Annotated in this window: 12 protein-coding genes; 6 read left to right on the top strand and 6 right to left on the bottom strand. The window is 71.0% G+C overall.

Annotation, left to right across the window (positions count from 1 at the left end; translation table 11 throughout):
- Positions 1 to 62 precede the first annotated feature (62 nt).
- Positions 63 to 968 (top strand): YhjD/YihY/BrkB family envelope integrity protein, encoded by a 906-nt coding sequence (locus I4J89_RS37530; RefSeq protein ID WP_309238641.1) that lies wholly within the window; start codon positions 63 to 65, stop codon positions 966 to 968.
- 6 nt (positions 969 to 974) lie between these two features.
- On the opposite strand, the gene I4J89_RS37525 is transcribed toward I4J89_RS37530, so the two are convergent.
- The 6 genes from I4J89_RS37525 to I4J89_RS37500 all read right to left on the bottom strand — a co-directional run bounded on the left by I4J89_RS37525 (position 975) and on the right by I4J89_RS37500 (position 13,261).
- Positions 975 to 3,608, bottom strand: coding sequence for a winged helix-turn-helix domain-containing protein (locus I4J89_RS37525; protein WP_230860262.1), 2,634 nt, complete (start codon positions 3,606 to 3,608; stop codon positions 975 to 977).
- A 384-nt stretch (positions 3,609 to 3,992) separates the two neighbouring features.
- Entirely contained in the window at positions 3,993 to 6,650 is a 2,658-nt protein-coding gene (locus I4J89_RS37520) for a winged helix-turn-helix domain-containing protein (RefSeq protein WP_196418936.1), read from the bottom strand.
- A gap of 112 nt (positions 6,651 to 6,762) precedes the next feature.
- The gene (locus I4J89_RS37515; RefSeq protein WP_196418935.1) at positions 6,763 to 8,232 is read right to left on the bottom strand and encodes an alpha-amylase family protein; all 1,470 of its coding nucleotides are present in this window, start codon (positions 8,230 to 8,232) and stop codon (positions 6,763 to 6,765) included.
- Positions 8,229 to 10,964: an MGH1-like glycoside hydrolase domain-containing protein gene (locus I4J89_RS37510; protein WP_196418934.1), complete on the bottom strand. Its 2,736-nt coding sequence runs from the start codon at positions 10,962 to 10,964 to the stop codon at positions 8,229 to 8,231. The genes I4J89_RS37515 and I4J89_RS37510 overlap by 4 nt, the downstream gene beginning before the upstream one ends.
- Positions 10,965 to 11,017: 53 nt before the next feature.
- A complete protein-coding gene (locus I4J89_RS37505) occupies positions 11,018 to 12,703 on the bottom strand; it encodes a SulP family inorganic anion transporter (protein ID WP_196418933.1) in 1,686 nt (561 codons plus the stop codon).
- A 63-nt stretch (positions 12,704 to 12,766) separates the two neighbouring features.
- Positions 12,767 to 13,261 (bottom strand): DUF1269 domain-containing protein, encoded by a 495-nt coding sequence (locus I4J89_RS37500; RefSeq protein WP_196418932.1) that lies wholly within the window; start codon positions 13,259 to 13,261, stop codon positions 12,767 to 12,769.
- A 252-nt stretch (positions 13,262 to 13,513) separates the two neighbouring features.
- Here I4J89_RS37500 and I4J89_RS37495 point away from each other — a divergent pair, with 252 nt between their 5' ends.
- The 5 genes from I4J89_RS37495 to I4J89_RS37475 are packed head-to-tail and all read left to right on the top strand — an operon-like array spanning position 13,514 to position 17,361.
- On the top strand, positions 13,514 to 13,789 hold the full coding sequence (locus I4J89_RS37495) for a DUF8691 family protein (protein WP_196418931.1): 276 nt from the start codon (positions 13,514 to 13,516) through the stop codon (positions 13,787 to 13,789).
- A gap of 10 nt (positions 13,790 to 13,799) precedes the next feature.
- Positions 13,800 to 14,243: a DUF7144 family membrane protein gene (locus tag I4J89_RS37490; protein ID WP_196418930.1), complete on the top strand. Its 444-nt coding sequence runs from the start codon at positions 13,800 to 13,802 to the stop codon at positions 14,241 to 14,243.
- 57 nt (positions 14,244 to 14,300) lie between these two features.
- Positions 14,301 to 15,470, top strand: a complete 1,170-nt coding sequence (locus I4J89_RS37485) for an AI-2E family transporter (protein WP_196418929.1) — start codon at positions 14,301 to 14,303, stop codon at positions 15,468 to 15,470.
- Positions 15,467 to 15,961 (top strand): DUF1269 domain-containing protein, encoded by a 495-nt coding sequence (locus I4J89_RS37480; RefSeq protein WP_196418928.1) that lies wholly within the window; start codon positions 15,467 to 15,469, stop codon positions 15,959 to 15,961. Before I4J89_RS37485 ends, I4J89_RS37480 begins: the two co-directional genes overlap by 4 nt.
- Entirely contained in the window at positions 15,958 to 17,361 is a 1,404-nt protein-coding gene (locus I4J89_RS37475) for a DUF2252 domain-containing protein (protein ID WP_196418927.1), read from the top strand. Before I4J89_RS37480 ends, I4J89_RS37475 begins: the two co-directional genes overlap by 4 nt.
- Positions 17,362 to 18,255 lie beyond the last annotated feature (894 nt).

Below are 18,255 nucleotides of genomic sequence, written 5' to 3'. Positions count from 1 at the left end.
GGGCGCCGACGCCATCCGTGCCGGATGATGCTCACCCCCACCGGGCCGCAGACCATGACGGGGTGACCGAGCCGTCCACATCGGGTCCGGGGCCGACATTCACCGCCGGCCGGATTCTCGCCGTCATGCCCCGGTGGCTGCGCCCGCGCGCCGCGCCGATCCTCCAGAACCGGGCCGGGCAACTGGCGCTGACCACGGCGAGCGAGCTGATCCGGGTACAGATCTTCGACCGGGCGATGACCCTGGCCGCCCAGGCCTTCACCTCGATCTTCCCGATTCTGATCATGCTCGGCGCGTTCTTCGGTCATCGTGCCCGCGACAAGCTGGACGACCTGCTGAAGCTGCCGGACAGCGCGGTCCGGGTGGTGGACGAGGCGCTCAGCGATAGCGGCAGCAGCGCCTTCGGGCTGCTCGGGAGCCTGATCGTGGTGCTGTCCGCGACCGGACTGGCCCGGGCGCTGAACCGCGCGTACCGGGTGATCTGGTCGTCGCCGGGACGGCCGGCCGGTCCGGCCGCGACGGCGTGGCAGATCGGTACCGTGATTCTGCTCGTCCTCTTCCTGATCACCGCGCGGGTGCTGGGCTGGCTGAGCGGCCTGCTGCCGGCCCCCCGGGTCGCCGGTGTTTTCCTCGCCCTCGCCGCCGACTTCGCCCTCGCCTTCCTGCTGCCCCGGATTCTGCTGGGACCTCTGCCCCGGCTCCGGCTGCTGTTCAGCGGCGCGCTCTTCGCGCTGGTCATGGTCGGGGTACGGGCGGCCGGCTCGATCTACCTGCCGCGGGCCATCCAGACCAGCGCCGAACGGTACGGAACGATCGGCCTGGCCTTCACCTTCATCGGCTGGCTCTATGTGATCTCGTTCGTCCTGCTGCTCACCGCCGTCGTGGGCGGGCTGCTCGCCGACCTGTGGTCGGAACGACCGCCGCGCTTGCGGCGGACCGCGCCTCGGGTCGACGCCCCACCGGGCTGACCGGCCTCAGAGCAGGCCGAGCTGGCGGGACTGGACCACGGCCTCGCGCCGGCGCCCGGCCCCCAGCTTGCGGTAGATCGACCGCATGTGGGCCTTGACCGTGTTCACCGAGATGCCGAGGTTCTCCGCGATCTCAGCCGCGGTGAGCACGGTCGGCAGGTACTGCAACACCTCCATCTCGCGCTCGCTGAGCGGGCCGGCCGTGTGCGCCGCCGCCCCGAGCACCGGCAGTTCCCCGGTGATCTCCTCGAGCACCCCCTCGCCGCCCGGCCGGCGCAGCTCGGTCAGCCATTGCTGCCGTTCGGCCAGGACCGTCACCCGTGCGGCGTCGAAGCTGCGGAACGGCCGGCGGATCAGCTCCGGCTCGGCGTCGGCGAGAGCGCGGGTGAGCGCCTCGCCGGCGCGGGATGCCCGGCCGTGCGCGTCCGCCGCCAGCGCGGTGAGGATCCAGGCGGAGACCGCGGAGACGCGGTCCGGGCTCTCCCGCACCCGGGTGAGGAGACTCTCGGCCGCCGATTCCCGCCCGGCTCCGAGGTACGCGCGAGCCAGGCACACCTGCTCGGCCGGGAGGAGCGCGGGCAGCGCGGGCCGGTTGGCGTACCGGGCGATAACGGCGTCCGGCGCGCTCAGGGCCAGGTCGGTCTCCGCGATGCCGAGCCAGCGCAGCCGGTCGAGCAACGGTGCGGTCAGCCGTGGCCCGGCCTCGTCACCGGCCCGGCGCAGAACGGACCGGGCGGCGAGCGGCTCGCCCCGGTCCAGCAGCAGCCGGGCGCGGACCAGCACAGCCACGATCGCCAGCGTCGCCTCCGGGTTGTCGCCGAGCGCGTGCAGCCCGCGCCGCAGCGCGGCCTCCGCCTCGGACTCCCGGCCGCGTTCCGACTCGATCAGCGACTCGGTGAGGTACGCGAGCGCGACGGCGGGCCGGTGCTGGGCGTCGATCCGGCGGGCGACGTCGGTGGCCGCGGTCACGTGCTCGAGGGCCCCGTTCAAAGACCCCTGGACGAAGGCGAGCAGGGAGAGGTGGGCGAAGGCGCTGATCTCGACGAGCGGCACCCCGGCGGCACGGGCTCCGGAGGCGGCCGCCCACAGATACCGTTCCGCGTGGTCCAGGCGGCCGGTCCAGAGCAGACCCGTGCCCTTGTTGCTGAGCGCGATCGCCCGGTACTGGAGCCGGGCCGGCACCTGGTCCCAGCGCAGCGCGGCCAACTCGTCGAGCATCTCGGAGCTGACCGTGGTGAGCCGGGACATCTCACCGTGCCGGCGGAGAACGGCGCCGCACTCCATCACGGTCAGCGCCAGGTCGCTGCCGGCGCGATAGGCCGGATCACGACCGGCCAGTAGTGAGCGGGCCCGGGTCAGCCGCTGCGGGATCACGTCCAGATCGCCCTCGGCGTACGCGAGCATGGCCCCGCTGACGGCGAGTTCGGCGGTGTCGGTGAACCGGTCGGCCGGGATCCGCCGCAACACCTCGATCAGGTCGGCGCGGTCGACCGAGGCGAACAGCTGCAGCCCCCGCTCCACGACGAGCCGGGCGACGAAGTCCCAGTCCTCGGCGGCCGCGGCGTGGTTCAGGGCGGTCAGGCCGTTGCCCTTGCCGGCGTACCACTGCGCGGCGAGCAGGTTCAGCCGCGGCACCGTCTCCGGATGGGTCAGCGCGAGCTGGTGGCGCAGCGCGGCGCGGAACATCTGGTGGTAGCGGAACCACCGCCCGGGACCGATCCGCTCCACGAAGACGTTCGCCCGTTCCAACCGCTCCAGGGTCTGGTGGCCGTACCGCTGCCCGGTGAGCGCGTCGGCCAGCTCCCCGCAGACGCGGTCCGGCACGCTGGTCCGCAGCAGGAAGTCCCGGACCTGTGGTGGCTGCCCGGCCAGTACCTCCCGGACGAGATAGTCCTCGACGGCCCCGTACCCGTCCGGGGTCTCCGCCGTCAGGCGCAGCCCGGCTCCCCACCCTTCCGCCCGCCGGACCAGGGCAGCGAGGTCCGGGCGGGCCGGGCGGCGGCCCTGAAGTGCGAGCAGCTCCCCCGCCTCTTCCACCCGGAACGCCAGGTCGGCGGCGCGCAGCTCGGTCAGGTGGCCGGCCGCCCGGAGCCGGTGCAGCGGCACCGCCGGCTCGGTACGCGAGATCAGCACGAACCGCAGCCGCTCCGGCAGATCCGCCAGCAGGTCGGCCAGCCCGCCCAGCACCCGCGAGTCGGTGACCCGGTGCAGGTCGTCGAGGACGACCACGGTGACCGCGGGCAGACCGGCGAGCGCGGCGGTGAAGGCCCGCCGGAACGCCCGGTCGTCGTCCACGGTCTGCGGCGGCGGTTCGGGAATGGAGTTGGTCGGCGGGATGGCCCCGGCCGTGCGTAGCGACAGGATCAGGTCGGACCAGAAGGCCAGCGGATCGTCGTGCTGGGCGTCCAGCGTGAGCCAGGCGATCGGGCCGGAGAGCGACCGGGTGCCGGCCCAGGACGAGACCAGGGCGGTCTTGCCCCAGCCCGGCCCGGCGCAGAGCATCGTCACCGCCCGGCGGACACCGGCGTCCAGCGCCTCGGCCAGGCGTGCGCGCCAGAGCACTCCCTGTGGCACGCGCGGGCGGACCACGCGCCCGGCCGCCGCCGATATGGACAGGCCGCTCAGCCTGATCTCCCGCATACCGCAATCCCCCCAACGGCACCACGCAGCGGGTACGCCCGGTTCGCGGAACGGGCGAGCGCTGGGTGCCTTTCTTCGAAGCCTGGCCGTCGGGCGAGCGCCGGTCCAGTCGCGTGTCCGCCCCCGGCACGCGACAAACACGAAGCGTCACCATCGACGAATAACGTCAGCGGTGAATCCGTCGTCGAGGAACCTGTGAATACGGAGGGTGAATCATCGGCTGAGCCTTCACGGTCACCGAAGCACACGCCGTACGCACACGACAACCCCTCGTATTGGCGTGTGGCGCAGAACGGGTGGTCAAACTGCAAGTTGCATTAGCGGGTAATGCGCCCGATATCTACATTGGTGCAAGACGGGGCAAGTCGCCCGCGATGGCACGATTCAGATGAGGTTCAGCGCCCGGGCCCGCCGTACCGCCTCATTGCGCCGGGCGGCGGACAACTTGCGCAGGATGCTCCGGACATGGGTCTTGACGGTGTTGACCGAGACGTAGAGTGTCGCGGCGATCTCCTCGGTGGGCAGCATCGCCGCCATCCCCTTGAGGACATCGAGTTCCCGTTTGCTCAACGCCTCCACCACCACCGGCTCGCCCACCACGGCCGGCGTCCCCGGTGCCAAGCCCGCGCCGAGCGCGCCGTACTGCACCGCCAGCCGGTCGTCGTCGCGCAACAGCCGCCGCAACTGGCTCCACACCTGGTGCACCGGCCGCCGGTAGGACTCCCCCGCCGCCACCCGCAGTGCCCGGCGCAGCGCCTCCCGAGCGCCCGAGGTGTCCTCCCCGTTCGCCGCCAGCATGGCCAGCAGCAGCCAGGCGTCGAGTGCGACCGGCACCGGTACGCCGGCGGCGTCCGCGACGGTCCGGGCGACGTCGTGCGCCTGCCCGGCCTCGCCGCGGGCCATCGCCAGGGCGGCCCGCACCACCGCGACGTCCGGCGGGCACGGTTCGGGATACCGGTCCAGCGTCTTTTCCGCCTCGTCCAGGTGGCCGCCCGAGATCAGCATCCGGGCCCGGCCCAGGGCCACCTCCCGGACCAGCCACACCGGAGCCGACGCCGCCACGTCGGACTCGTCCGCGGCACGCAGGGCGTTGATCGCCCCGCGCAGCTCACCGCGGGTTTGCAGACGGCGGGCCCGGACGATCGCGTACGACAGCACCGCCAGCCCGTCCGCCCCCGTCCCGCAGAGCGGCTGAGCCGCCCGGATGTGCCGGTCGGCGGCCTCGATGTCGTACCGCTCCAGCGCCACCCAGGCCAGGGCGACCTCGGCCGCGCCCAGCCGCTGCTTGCGCTCGAACCCGTACTCGCCGGCCAGTTCGAGCGCCTGCCGCGCCACCGTCTCGGCCCGGCTCAACCGCCCCCGGTACGCCTCGAGCAGCGCCAGCCGGCTCAGGCTGTTGATCCGCAGCGACTCGCAGCCGGGCAGCAGCCCGGCGGCCGCGTCGCTGAGCACGTCGGCGGCCGCGTCCACAGCCCCGGCGTTGCTCAGCGCCATGCCTTCCGCGGTCCGCAGGAGCAGCCGCAGCTCGGGATGCCGGGCCAGTCGCTCGGTCGGGGCGACGGCGAGGAAGGCCTCGGCGACCGCCACCAGCTCGGTCACCCGCTCGGCCTCCGGACCCTCGGCCAGCAGCAGGATCTGCACCAGGAAGCCGGTCAGCGTGAGCCCGTCGCCGCAGGCGCTGCCGCGCACGCTGAGCAGCTTGCCGGCGTACGCGAGCCGCTCCGCCGCCTCCTCGCGCCGGCCGTCCCCATAGGCCATCGCGGCCCGGATCATGACCACCTCGGGCAGTTCCAGATGCTCCGGGAGCCGGGCGAAGATCGCACCCAGCCGCCCGGAGCTGCCCTCGATCACCAGCCGGCCGACCGCGTAGTCCTCGACCACCATGGCGGCCGCGGTGCCCCAGTCGCCGCCCTGCACCGCGTGGTCCACCGCCTCCAGCAGCCGGCCCTGCTCGGCCAGCCACACGGCCGCCCGCCCGTGCAGTACCGCCACCTCCTCCGGTTCCGTCCAGGCCAGCTGGGCCCGGAGCAGTTCGGCGAAGAGCCGGTGGTACCGGTAGACGTCCGACCCTTCGCCGACCGGCTGGATGAACGCGTTCTCCCGGGTCAGCGTGGTCAGCATCCGGTAGGCGTCCGGCCGGGTGGTGACCACGGCGGCCAGCTCCGGTGTGAAAGTGTCCAGCACGCTGGTCTCCAGCAGGAAGCGGCGCACCTCCGGCGGCTGGAGCCGCAGCACCTCGCCGACGAAGTACTCGGCGATGGTGGACTCGTTGCCCGAGATCGTGTTCACCAGCCGTTTCGCGTCCGCACGGCCCTGGAGCGCGCATGCGCACAGCCGGATCCCGGCGGCCCAGCCCTCGGTGTGCTCCAGCAGCGTCGCCAGCTCCGGCTCCCCGAGGTCCACGCCGTGCAGCTCCATCAGCCGTCGCGCCTCCGCGGCGGTGAACGCCAGATCGGCGGTACGCAGCTCGCGGAGCTGGCCGGAGAGGCGGTACCGGTACAGCGGAAGCGGCGGATCCCAGCGGCCGGTGAGCACGACCCGCAGCCGGTTCACGTGGCTGAGCAGGAACTCCAGCCCGATCGCCCAGTCCCGCCCGGGGAGCTGGGAGGCTCCGTCCAGAACCAGGACGATCGGCGTGGGCTGCTCGTCGAGCATCGTCGCCAGGCGGCCGAGGACGGCCCGGCTCACCGCTCCGCCGGGCACCGGAGGAACGTCGACGCCGGCCCGGCGCAGCCCCTCCATCACGTACGTCCAGAACGTCGACGTCTGCTCGTCACCCTGCTCCAGGGTGATCCAGGCGACTGGCCAGTCCACCGCGCGGCTGTTCACCCAGGAGGCCAGCAGCTGCGTCTTGCCGCTGCCGGCCAGCCCGGTGACCAGGGTGACCGGGCCCTGTACACCCTCGGTGACCCGGTCTAGCAGCGCGGGACGGGCCACCATGAACGGCGGCGCCGCCGGGACCGCGAACTTGCAGTCGAGCAACGAACTGTCCGGGTCAAAGCTCATCACGCCGGACGGATCCGCGATCAGTTCGATAGACACGTCTGTTTACCTCCGAGAGCCGACCCCATTCGATCTCTCGTTCAGACTCGTCTCGGCGACTTACCCGCGCATCGTCCGGATCGGATAATCGTGACCCTGGGTACCTGGCTCCTTACTCGACCGCGAGTACGTGCGCTCCCCAGGCCGGAAGGTCCACGTAGAGGCCGCTTCGTGCCAGTTCGTCGCCGTCGCGTTCGAAGACCCGGCCGTCCAGCAGATCGGTGAGCCGCCAGGCCCGTCCGGCCACCGTCGGCCAGGGCAGCGCGATCCGTCCCTGCGACGTGTGGTCACCGAAGTTGATCGCGATCACGTGCCGCGGGGTGTCACCGTCCGACCAGGCCCAGGCCAGCACGTCGTGGTGGGTCGGGTTGTCCGGCCAGCCGTGACAGTCGAGCAGCCGCCAGTCGCCCCGGCGCAGCGGAGCCGTCACCTCGATCAGCCGGCGATAGAAGTCCCGCAGGTTGAGGTCGAGGTGCTCCTCCGGGTAGCGGGCCAGGAAGACCGGCAGATGCGTACGCCGCCCCTCGAACTGCCCGTCGTGCCAGAGCACCGCGCCGGGCAGGGTGGCGATCGCGATCGCCGCCGCGCGGGCACGATCCCCGGGCATGGTGGCGGCGGCCCGCGGCTCGTCGTGGTTCTCCACGAAGCGGAGCAGCCCGTCCTGATAGTCGCGTCCGGCGCTGAGATGCTTGCGGACCGAGTCGGCGTCCTCGTGGGCCATCCGGTCGTAGAGCCGCTTGTCGTAGCAGAAGTCGAACCCCTGCTGCTGGAGCGCCCACTCCATGTCCCAGTACGCCTCGGCGATCAGGACCAGGCCGGGGTGCGCCGCCCGGACCCGCTCGAAGACGTACGGCCAGAACTCCGCACCCGGCGCCGGTCCGGCCCACCGCCCCCACGTCCGCGCGAAGATCTCGTTGGTGACCAGCATCGCCATGTCGCAGCGGACACCGTCGCACTGCTCGCCGATCCCGATCAGCGCCGCCGCCGTCGCCTCCCGCAGGCCCGGGTCGAAGGCGTTCAGCTGGGCGACGTCGGGCCAGGGCGGGAAGTACGGGTCCCGGCCGTGGGCAAGGACCCGGCCGGCCGCGGTGAACCAGCCGGCCGGATCGTCGAGCTGCTCCTGTGCGGTGCCCTGGATGAACCAGTTCGGGTGCTCGCCGGTCGCCGGGTGATCCGGGGCGACGTGGTTCGGCACGTAGTCGAGCACCAGCCGCAGACCACGCCGGTTCAGCTCGGCGCGGGCCGCAGCCAGCCCGGCGGGCCCGCCGAACCGGTCGTCGGCCCGGTACCGGCGTACGCAGTACGGCGAGCCGACGACATCCGCCGGCGTGAGATCGGGCAGCGCCGCCCGGAACGCCCGCTGCAACGACTCGTTCGCCCGGGCCACCTCGAGCCCGGCGGGACTGCGCTCCCAGACACCCATCAGCCACACCGCGTCCAGGCCGGACGCGGCCACCTCGTCCCAGATCTCACCGGGCACGTCGGCCAGGGTCAGCGGGCGGCCCAGCCGGCGCTCCAGTCCGCTCAGCCACGGCCAGGTGTCGATCTCGTAGATCGCCGGTGCGGACGGCCACGCGCTCATTCCCGTTCCTCCTGCCCTTCCAGCCGGTGCAATACCCCGGCCATGCCGTGGTCCAACAGCTCGGGACCGGTCAGTCCAGCGAAGATGTTCGGGAAGACCGCCACGAGCCCGGTCCAGCCGGTCTGGTGAGAGGCTCCGAGCCCCGCCCCATTGTCGCCGTGGAAGTACTCGGAGAAGGTAATCAGATCACGCCAATGTTCGCTGGCGAAGATGTGCTGGCCGCCGAAGCAGGGCCGGCGGCCCTCCTCGTCGGGGAGGAAGATCCTGGTCAGCCGCTCGGAGAGCTCCCGGGCCACCTCGAACAACGTCATCTTGACGCCGGAGCCGGTCGGGCACTCGACGGTGAGCTCGTCGCCGTACGCCATGTAGAGGTTGAGCAGCGCGCGGATCAGCAGGACGTTCGTCGGGAACCAGATCGGCCCGCGCCAGTTCGAGTTGCCGCCGAACATCCCGCTGTCCGACTCGGCCGGCTCGTAGTCGACGGAGAACGTCCGGTCGCCCACCCGGAACTCGAACGGATGATCGCGGTGGTACCGGGACACCGACCGGATGCCGTACGGGCTGAGGAACTCGTCCTCGTCGAGCATCCGGGCCAGGATCCGGCGCAGCCGGCTCTCGTCGAAGAGCGCGAGCAGGTGCTCACCCTTGCGGCCCTGCACCCGGCCGCCGGTCAGCACCGAGCTGACGCTGGGATGGCGGGCGACGAAGTCCCGCATGTTCTCGATCAACTGGGGGTGCCGGGAGGTCAGCCCGGGGTCGTACACGGTGGCCGCGGCCAGTGGGAGCAACCCGACCAGTGAGCGCACCCGCAGCCGCTGGGAGCTGCCGTCCGGCAGCCGCAGCAGGTCGTAGAAGAAGCCGTCCTCCTCGTCCCACATGTTCGCGCTGCCGGTCGCGTGGTTCACCGCCACCGCGATCCAGGCGAAGTGCTCGAAGTACGCCTGCGCCTGCTCGACGTAGACCGGGTCCCGAGCCGAAAGCTCCAGGGCGATCTGGAGCATGCTCTGGCAGTACAGGGCCATCCAGGCGGTGCCGTCCGCCTGGTCCAGATAGCCGCCGGTGGGCAGCTCGGCGCTGCGGTCGAAGACGCCGATGTTGTCCAGCCCGAGGAAGCCGCCCTGGAAGATGTTGTTGCCGTCGTGGTCCTTGCGGTTCACCCACCAGGTGAAGTTCTTCGCCAGTTTGTGGAAGACCGACTCCAGCCAGTCGTGGTCGCCCTGGCCGCCGCGGCGGGACTTGTCCAGCTCGTACACCAGGTGGATGGCCCAGGCGTGCACCGGCGGGTTGACGTCGCTGAAGTTCCACTCGTAGGCCGGGATCTGGCCGTTGGGATGCAGATAGCGGCGGCTCAGCAGCAGGTCCAGCTGGTTCTTGGCGAAGCCGAGGTCGACCATGCTCAGCGCGATCGTGTGGAAGGCCAGGTCCCATGCCGCGAACCAGGGGTACTCCCAGGTGTCCGGCATCGAGATCACGTCGTGGCAGATCATGTGGAACCAGTCGCCGTTGCGGACCCCGCGGGCCTCCAGCGGGTCCCGGCCGTGCTCGGTGAGCCAGCGCTCCACGTCGTACCCGAAGTACTGCTTGCTCCACAGCATGCCGGCCAGCGCCTGGCGCACCACCTCGCGTTCGGCGTCCGGCAGGCCGGGGGCGAGCAGCGTGCCATAGAACTCGTCGGCCTCGGCCCGGCGCAGCGCCACGAGCGCGTCGAACGCCTCCTCGGACGACCGGCGGTCCTCGCCGCCCGCGACGATCGGCTCGTCGGTCAGGCGTACCCGGACCACCGCCGAACCGCCGGCCGGAATGTCGAGGGCGACGTCCGCGGCCGCCTTCGTGCCGATGCCGGCCGGGTTCACCGCGCCGGTCTCCCCCCGCACGACGTAGCGGTCGAAGCTGTCCTTGACGTACGGGCTGTGGTTCGGCTCGCCGAGGATCCGCTCGGCGTTCGTCTCGTTCTCGGTGAACAGCAGCGGGGACGAGCCCAGACAGGCCAGCCATCGGGTGCCGAGCCGCGGATGATCCGCCTCGACCACCGACATACCGGGTACACCGGGCACCGAACGCAGCACCGGCCGCGGTTCCGGTCCGTCCCAGGACCAGGTGTTGCGGAACCAGAGGGTGGGCAGGACCCGCATCGTCGCCGCCTCCGGACCGCGGTTGTGCACGGTGATCCGGCACAGGATGTCCTCCGGCCCGTCCTTGGCGTACTCGATCTCCACGTCGAAGTAGCGGTCCTCGTCGAAGATGCCGGTGTCCAGCAGCTCGTACTCGAAGTCGCCGAATCCCCGGTCCCGGTTGGTGGCGACCAGGTCGTTGTACGGGAACTCCCGCTGCGGGTACTTGTAGAGCATCCGCTGGTACGAGTGGGTCGGCGTGGCATCCAGGTAGAACCAGTACTCCTTGGCGTCCTCGCCGTGGTTGCCCTCGGCGTTGGTCAGCCCGAAGAACCGTTCCTTGAGGATCGGGTCAGCGCCGTTCCACAACGCCACCGACACGCAGATCAGCTGTTCGTCGTCGGAGAAGCCGCCGATGCCGTCCTCGCCCCAGCGGTACGCCCGGGACCTCGCGTGATCGTGGCTGAAGTAGGCCCAGGCGTCGCCGCCCTGGCTGTAGTCCTCGCGGACCGTCCCCCACTGCCGTTCGCTGAGGTAGGGTCCCCACCGGCGCCAGGGCACGGTGTCGTTGTCGGCGTCGCGCAGGCGCCGGTGCTCGGCGCCGGGTTCAATGATGGCCATGCCGTCAGAGTCATCCCGTGGTCACGCGCCGTGTTCCCCCGGCGCGGATGAAATCAGGATGCGGCAATTCGGTACGCGGCCACCGCGTCCTCGATCGTCGGGTAGAAGTGCGCCGGGTCGATCGTCCGGGTCAGCTTGTACCGGTCGATCTTCTGCCGGACCGGATCCTTCATCTCCGCGAAGACCAGCGAGATCCCATGGGCGTTGAGTTCCTCGTCCAGGTCCTCGAGCATGTCGGCGGCGGTGGTGTCGATATCGGTGATCGGCTCCGCGGCGATCACGATCCACCGTGGTGCCGGCTCGGCATGCGAGAGGTGCCGGATCTCCTCCCGGAACGTGCGCGCGTTCGCGAAGATCAGCGGCGCGTCGAAGCGGAACAGCACGAGTCCCGGGATCAGCTCCGCGTCCGGATAGGAACGCAGGTCGTGGTACCCGGCCACGCCGTCGGCCCGGCCCAGCACCGCCTGGTACGGCCACCACACCCGGCGGAACACGTTGAGCACCGACAGGCACACCGCGACCAGGATGCCCGGCAGCACCCCGAGCAGCGCCACCCCGAGGAAGGCCGCGACGGCGAGGGAGAACTCCACCCGCCGCTGCCGCCACAGCCGGCGCATGCCGCCGATGTCGGCCAGCGACAGCGAGGCCGCGATCACCACCGCGGCGAGCATCGGCTGCGGCAGGTTCTGCAACAGGTCGGGAGCCACCACCAGCATCAGCGTGATCGCGGCGGCGCCGACCACACCGGTCAGCTGCGTACGGGCACCGGACTGCAGGGCCACGGCGGTACGCGAGCCGCTCGTGCTCACCGGAAAACCCTGGAAGAAGCCGGCCGCCAGGTTGGCCGTACCGATGCCGACCATCTCCTGGTTGCCGCGCACCTCCTGCCCGGTCCGCTCGGCGAAGGCCGACGCGGTGGAGATGGTGTCGGTCACCGAGACCAGGGTGATGCCGAGCGCGCCGGCGGCGAGCAGGCCCAGGTCCGACCAGCTGATGCTCGGGACGGTGAACGGCGGGAAGCCCTGCGGCAGCGGGCCGACCACGTCGACGCCCCGGTCCGGGAGGCTGAACACGGCGACCGCGACGATCCCGCCGAGCACCGCGAGCAGAATGCCCGGAATCTTCGGCAGCCAGCGTCCCAGCACCAGGATCACCAGCAGCCCGCAGGCCCCCACGGCAAGAGCCGCCGGCACCGTCGCACCGGACGCCACCCCCTCGACGAACCCGGCGGTTTCGTCGATCAGGCCGTCGGCGTCCACCGAGAAACCGAACAGCTTCGGCAGCTGTCCGATCAGGATGGTCAGCGCCAGGCCGTTCACGTAACCGAGCTGCGTGGGGTGGGACAGCAGGTCGGCGACGAAACCCAGCTTGAAGATCGCGGCCGCGGTCATCAGCACGCCGACCAGCAGGGCGAGCATCGAGGCGAGCGCCACCGCCTTCGCCGGGTCACCGTCGGAGGCGGCGATCGGAATGATCACCGCGGCGATCATCGGACCGAGCGAGGAGTCCGGGCCGAGCACCAGGATCCGGGACGGACCGAAGACCGCGTACGCCAGCAGGCACATGATCGACGTGTACAGCCCGGTGATCGCGGGCAGGCCGGCCAGCTCGGCGTACGCCATGCCCTGCGGCACCAGCAACGTGGTCAGGACGATCCCGGCGACCAGGTCCCGGGGCAGCCAGGCCGGCTTGTAGGTAGCGGCGGCCTGCAGGCCCGGTATCCAGTCGGTGCGCGCCATCTCCCCACCCTCCACGAAGGACGCCGCCCGGTTCACGGGCGGCGTCCGGACGAGACACGAACCTTACTGCTGGCCGCCGCCGTGCAGCGCCTCCTGCAGTTCCTGCTCGGTCTCCTTCGGCAGCGAGGACTTGAGGACCGTGCCGCCGTACTTGCTCAGGGCCTCGACGGCCTTGTCCGGGGTGACCGCCTCGACGACGAGGAAGAGCGCCGAGGTGCCGGGCTGAAGCTCCTCGCGGATCCGCTCCTGGAACTCCTTGTTGATGGCGCTCTTGGTCAGCTTGCCGGTCAGCGCACCGAGGCCGGCACCGATCGCCATGCCCAGCACCGGGACGAAGAAGAGCATCCCGAAGAGCAGGCCCCAGAACATGCCCCAGGTAGTACCGCCGGCAACCGCGTGGTGGTTCGTCGTGACGTGGTACTTGCCCTCACGGTCCCGGATGATCACCGCGATGGCATCCGGCTGAATGATGAGATCCTTCGCCAGCCGGTCAGCTTCCAGCGACGCCGCTGTCGCCGTGGTCTCGTCGGGGTAGCCGATGGCGACCAGAGTTGCCATGAACTTCTCCTTCCATAGCCGCGCGTCTCTGTCGTGCCGCCGCGGCGCGGCGCAGCGGCGTCCCGATCAGTGAGCCATGAAGGGCCGCGGCCGCTCCTCATTCCGGACGGATGAACTCCGGCCCGCGCGCGGTACCGCCGCCGGGTTCCGCACCGCGGTTCCGGGCCGTTCATCCCGCACGGGGGAGTCGCGTTACGTGATCGATCGGCGACCGTCAGAGACATTCGTCGTCCCCGTTGAAGGAGTCGTGTCATGTATGAGCGCTACGAGATCCGGGTGCGCGGCTTCCTCGGCCCATTGCTGCGCATGGCGCTCCGTGACCTGCGCTGCCGGGCCCTGCCCCACCAGAGCACCATCCGCGGCAGGTTGTCCGAAGCCGACCTGGTGCGACTGCTCACCCGCCTGGACGACTCCGGTCTGCAGGTGGTCTGCCTGAGCCGGGTCGGAGGCGGTTCATCCGCCACGGATGGCGTGCCGGTCATCGATACCGGCACACGATCGGAACTCAGTCGCACACCTTCTGACTAGGAGATGGAGCATGACCGACACAGAATCCCGGCGGGCGCACGACGAGCCGGCGTATCCGGCGGCCCGTCGCGAACCGACCGGCTGGGTGGGCATGGTTGTCTTCGCCGGCGTCATGCTGTTGATGCTCGGCTCGTTCCAGGCCATCGAAGGGCTCGTCGCGCTGTTCCGCGACGACTTCTACATCACCACCAACAACGGCCTCGTCATCCCGATGGACTACAGCGCCTGGGGCTGGACCCATCTGATCATCGGCCTGATCGGCGTCGCCGCCGGTCTCGGCATCCTCTACGGGAAGATGTGGGCCCGGATCGTCGGCATCGTCATCGCCGTGCTCAGCGCCCTGGCGAACATCGCCTTCCTGCCGGCGTACCCGGTCTGGGCGACGATCGTGATCGCTATCGACGTCCTGGTCATCTACGCCCTCACCGCCCACGGCCGTGAGGTTCGGTACTGACCCCCGCCCGGCCGGGACCGCTCGAGGAGGCGGTCCCAGCCGGCGCGGGCTGCCCTCATGACCCGCTTGGTGTCCCGGCCGCACCGCAACACGGTGCGGCCGGGTTCCGCACCCCCGCCGGGCCTTCCGCGCGGGGTGCTCGTCCTGCTCGGCACGGCCTGCGGTGTGGTCGTCGTGGGCGGGATGCGGGGGATCGCACATCTCATCGGCCCGGTCTTTCTCGCGCTGATGCTGACCGTCACGGTCAGCCCGATCGCCACTTGGCTGCGCCGCCGAGGCGCACCGGCCTGGGCCGCGATGCTCGCGATCCTGGTAGCGGCGAACCTGATCCTGGTCGCGCTCGGCGCGGCGCTCGTCGTCTCGATCGCCCAGCTGATCGACATACTGCCGCAGTATCAGAGCCAGTTCGCCGCTCTGCGCGACGATCTGGTCAACGGGCTCGCCGGCCTCGGCGTCAGCACGGAGCAGATCCGGTCCGCCGTCACCGGCGCCAACCCGAGCACCGTTCTCCGCATCGTGGAGACGATCTTCGGAGGGCTGACGGGCCTCCTGTCCAACTCACTGTTCCTGCTGGCCGTCGTGCTGTTCATGTGCGTCGACGCGATGCAGTTCCCGGCCAAGCTGAACTCGGTGATGGTCGATCGCCCGCAGGTCGTCAGCGCGTTCCGCTCCTTCGCCCAGGGCACCCGCCGCTACCTGTGGGTGTCGACGGTCTTCGGGCTCATCGTGGCGGTCGTCGACACGTTGATGCTGTGGGCGCTGGACGTACCGTTGCCGGTGCTCTGGGGTCTGCTCGCGTTCATCACCAACTACATCCCCAACATCGGTTTCGTGATCGGTCTGGTGCCGCCGGCGCTACTCGCGCTGCTCGACGGCGGCCCCGAGAAGATGGTGACCGTCATCGTGCTCTACTGCGCGGTCAACTTCGTGATCCAGTCGGTCATCCAACCGAAGATCGTCGGCGACGCCGTCGGCGTCTCGGCCAGCGTCTCGTTCCTGTCCCTGGTGTTCTGGGCCTGGGTGCTGGGCCCGCTCGGCGCGCTGCTGGCGATCCCGCTCACCCTGCTCACCAAGGGCCTGCTGGTCGACATCGACCCCTCCACCCATTGGATCAACGGCCTGATCTCGGCCGGCGCGCCGGCCGAATCCCCCACCCCGGATGAAGAGACGCCGTCGCGCAACGGCGCAGGATGGCGGCGCACACGAACCGCGAGGAGCAACCCATGACCACTTTCACGGTATGGAAGTTCGACGACCCGAATCGCGCGGAGCAGATGTCCAAGATCCTCAAGGACGCCGCCGCCGACGGCCTCGTCCACATCATCGACCACGCGGTCGTCACCTGGCCGGAGGGCACCGACAAGCCGCAGACCCACCACGAGCACGAACGGGCCTGGCGGGGCACCGGCTGGGGCGCGTTCTGGGGCATCGTGATCGGCGGCCTGTTCCTGGTCCCGGTGGTCGGCGGCGTGGTCGGCGCCGGCATCGGCGCCCTCGCGAAGGCCACCCAGGGCACCGGCATCGACCGGGAACAGCTGGAGAAGATCCGGCTCGAGGTCACCGAGGGCACCTCCGCCCTGTTCCTGGTCACCGAGCAGGGCAACCTGGACCGGCTCGGCGAGCGCTTCCACGGCCTGCACAGCAAGCTGATCGCCACCAACCTCACCGAGGGCGAGCGGGACATCCTGCTCGAGACCTTCGGCGACCACACTCGATGACCGGGCCAGCCTACGGGCGCGACCCCGCCGCACGGGCCGAGGCGGGGCGCGCCGCCCGCAAGCGCGTCCCGCTCGACCGCCACGCCGACTTCCAGCCGGCTGCCGACCGGCCCGATCCGGTCGAGGTGCTCGTCGCCGAGGAGACCGACCGGCTGCCCGAGCTGGTGCCGATCCGGCACGGCCGGATGCTCGCCTCCCCGCTCACCTTCCTGCGTGCCTCCGCTGCGGTGATGGCCGCAGACCTGGCCGGCACCCCGTCGTCCGGGCTCACCAGCCAGCTCTGCGGCGACGCACACCTGTTCAACTTCGGCGCCTACGCCTCACCGGAGCGGCGCCTGGTATTCGACCTCAACGACTTCGACGAGACCCATCCCGGCCCGTTCGAGTGGGACGTCAAACGCCTGGTCGCCAGCTTCGCCCTGGCCGGCCGGGCGAACGGCTTCCGGCGCAAGGAACGGGCGCTGGTCACGACCGCGGCCGCCCGCGCCTACCGGCAGGCGATGATCGAGTTCGCCGGCATGCGCGAGCTGGACGTCTGGTACGCCCGCGCGGACATCGACGATCTCCAGAAGCGGCTCGGTGACCAGCTCGGCAAGGTGCGCCGGAGACGGCTGGAGAAGGCGGGGGCGAAGGCGCGTACCCGGACCAGCCTCCAGGCGTACCGCAAACTCACCGCGCTGGTCGACGGAGAGCGCCGCATCGTGGCCGACCCGCCCCTGCTGGTGCCGGTGCAGGACCTGGTCCCGACCGTGGCCCGCAAGCAGCTGGAGAGCCAGATCCGCGACCTGCTCGCCGGCTACCGGGACAGCCTCCCGGCGGATCGTCAGCGGCTCTTCGACGCGTTCGAGTTCGTCGACCTGGCCCGCAAAGTGGTCGGAGTCGGCAGCGTCGGCACCCGCTGCTGGATCGTCCTGCTGACCGGCCGCGACGACGGTGATCCGCTGCTGCTCCAGGTGAAGGAGGCCGGCCGCTCGGTGCTGGCCGCACACACCCCGCCCGCCGGCTACGAGCACGAGGGACGACGGGTGGTCACCGGCCAGCGGATCATGCAGGCCGCCAGCGACATCTTCCTCGGATGGCACCGGGTGTCCGGCTTCGACGGCAAGACCCGCGACTTCTACGTGCGCCAGCTGCGCGACTGGAAGGGCGGGGCGGTGGTCGAGGTGATGGACCCGCCCGGCATGCAGGCGTACGCCGAGCTCTGCGGCTGGACCCTGGCCCGCGCGCACGCTCGCGGCGGCGATCGCATCGCGATCGCCGCCTACCTCGGCGACAATGACCGCTTCGAACGCGCCCTCGCCCAGTTCGCCGAGTTCTACGCCGACCAGTCCGAACGCGACCACGCCACCTTCACCGCCGCCGTCGACGAGGGACGGATCAGCGCACAGACCGGCATCTAGATCTAGAGGGCTTCCGTAGTCAGGCTCCCCAAGCGGTGATCTGCTCGGCCCACGCTCACTGCTGTCTCAACGGCTGCCAGACAGCACCCACGTTGGGCCGGAAGGCTCTCCAGGTCTAGCTTCTTCGGGGTACGCGTGACCGGTGTCCCGCCGAAGCCGACCCTGTCCCCGCTCTCCCGGCGCGGGCCAGGCTGTCCGTCCCGGCCCCAGCGCGACCGCCGGGAAACAGCATCACCTCCCGGTTACGGCCCGCCGCCTGGGTATGTCCGCGGGTCGGCACCAGGGCTGGCGCACGGCTGAAGTGACGTCGGGTAGCCGGCAGTGGCCGGGTTTGCGGCTGATCTCGCGGATCGTGGTGGATCCACATTCCCCAACCCACCACGCAACGGCGGCTACCGGCAGTAGTCCCCCGCCGATCGCCTACCCGTGGGCGGCCCTTCCACCCGGAGCCGACGCCCAGGGCGCTGGCACGCAACCACGACGAACCGCGCCCGGCCCCGCCAGCCCTGGGCAGGCAGCCCGGCCGCGTGGCCAGCACCCGCGCCCGGTCCTGCCCGCAGTACGACGGCTTGGCGTTTCCCGGCGGCCGCCGCGGGCAGGGACGCAAACCCCGGCTCGCGCGGGAAAGGCGGGCGGTGGTGGAGCCGTTCGCTTGCGGTTTGCAGAGCCGGTCGCCCGGCGGTTGCTGGCCAGCGGCCGGGGGCGCCTGCTCGCGGTTCGCAGGGCCGGTTGCGGTCGACCGGTGGCTGTCGACCGCACGGCCGGGCACGGCCGCCGAGGTGTTGATCAGCGAGACAGCCACTGCTGCTAGCTCGGTGGCCGACAAGGCGGGGTTTTGCGGGCCGGCTGTGCGCCAGGGCTGCTTCACCCGCCCGGGAAGCAGCGCTGGCGCAC

Origin of the sequence: Actinoplanes aureus, from assembly GCF_015704865.1 — a bacterium.
GTDB classification, from domain to species: domain Bacteria; phylum Actinomycetota; class Actinomycetes; order Mycobacteriales; family Micromonosporaceae; genus Actinoplanes; species Actinoplanes aureus.
This window is presented reverse-complemented; position numbering and strand designations above follow the sequence as displayed.

Coding starts and splice junctions, on each gene's coding strand:
- I4J89_RS37485 (WP_196418929.1), top strand. CDS start 14,301: ATGACCCGCTTGGTGTCCCGGCCGCACCGCAACACGGTGCGGCCGGGT.
- I4J89_RS37500 (WP_196418932.1), bottom strand. CDS start 13,261: ATGGCAACTCTGGTCGCCATCGGCTACCCCGACGAGACCACGGCGACA.
- I4J89_RS37525 (WP_230860262.1), bottom strand. CDS start 3,608: ATGCGGGAGATCAGGCTGAGCGGCCTGTCCATATCGGCGGCGGCCGGG.
- I4J89_RS37510 (WP_196418934.1), bottom strand. CDS start 10,964: ATGGCCATCATTGAACCCGGCGCCGAGCACCGGCGCCTGCGCGACGCC.
- I4J89_RS37505 (WP_196418933.1), bottom strand. CDS start 12,703: ATGGCGCGCACCGACTGGATACCGGGCCTGCAGGCCGCCGCTACCTAC.
- I4J89_RS37475 (WP_196418927.1), top strand. CDS start 15,958: ATGACCGGGCCAGCCTACGGGCGCGACCCCGCCGCACGGGCCGAGGCG.
- I4J89_RS37480 (WP_196418928.1), top strand. CDS start 15,467: ATGACCACTTTCACGGTATGGAAGTTCGACGACCCGAATCGCGCGGAG.
- I4J89_RS37495 (WP_196418931.1), top strand. CDS start 13,514: ATGTATGAGCGCTACGAGATCCGGGTGCGCGGCTTCCTCGGCCCATTG.
- I4J89_RS37490 (WP_196418930.1), top strand. CDS start 13,800: ATGACCGACACAGAATCCCGGCGGGCGCACGACGAGCCGGCGTATCCG.
- I4J89_RS37515 (WP_196418935.1), bottom strand. CDS start 8,232: ATGAGCGCGTGGCCGTCCGCACCGGCGATCTACGAGATCGACACCTGG.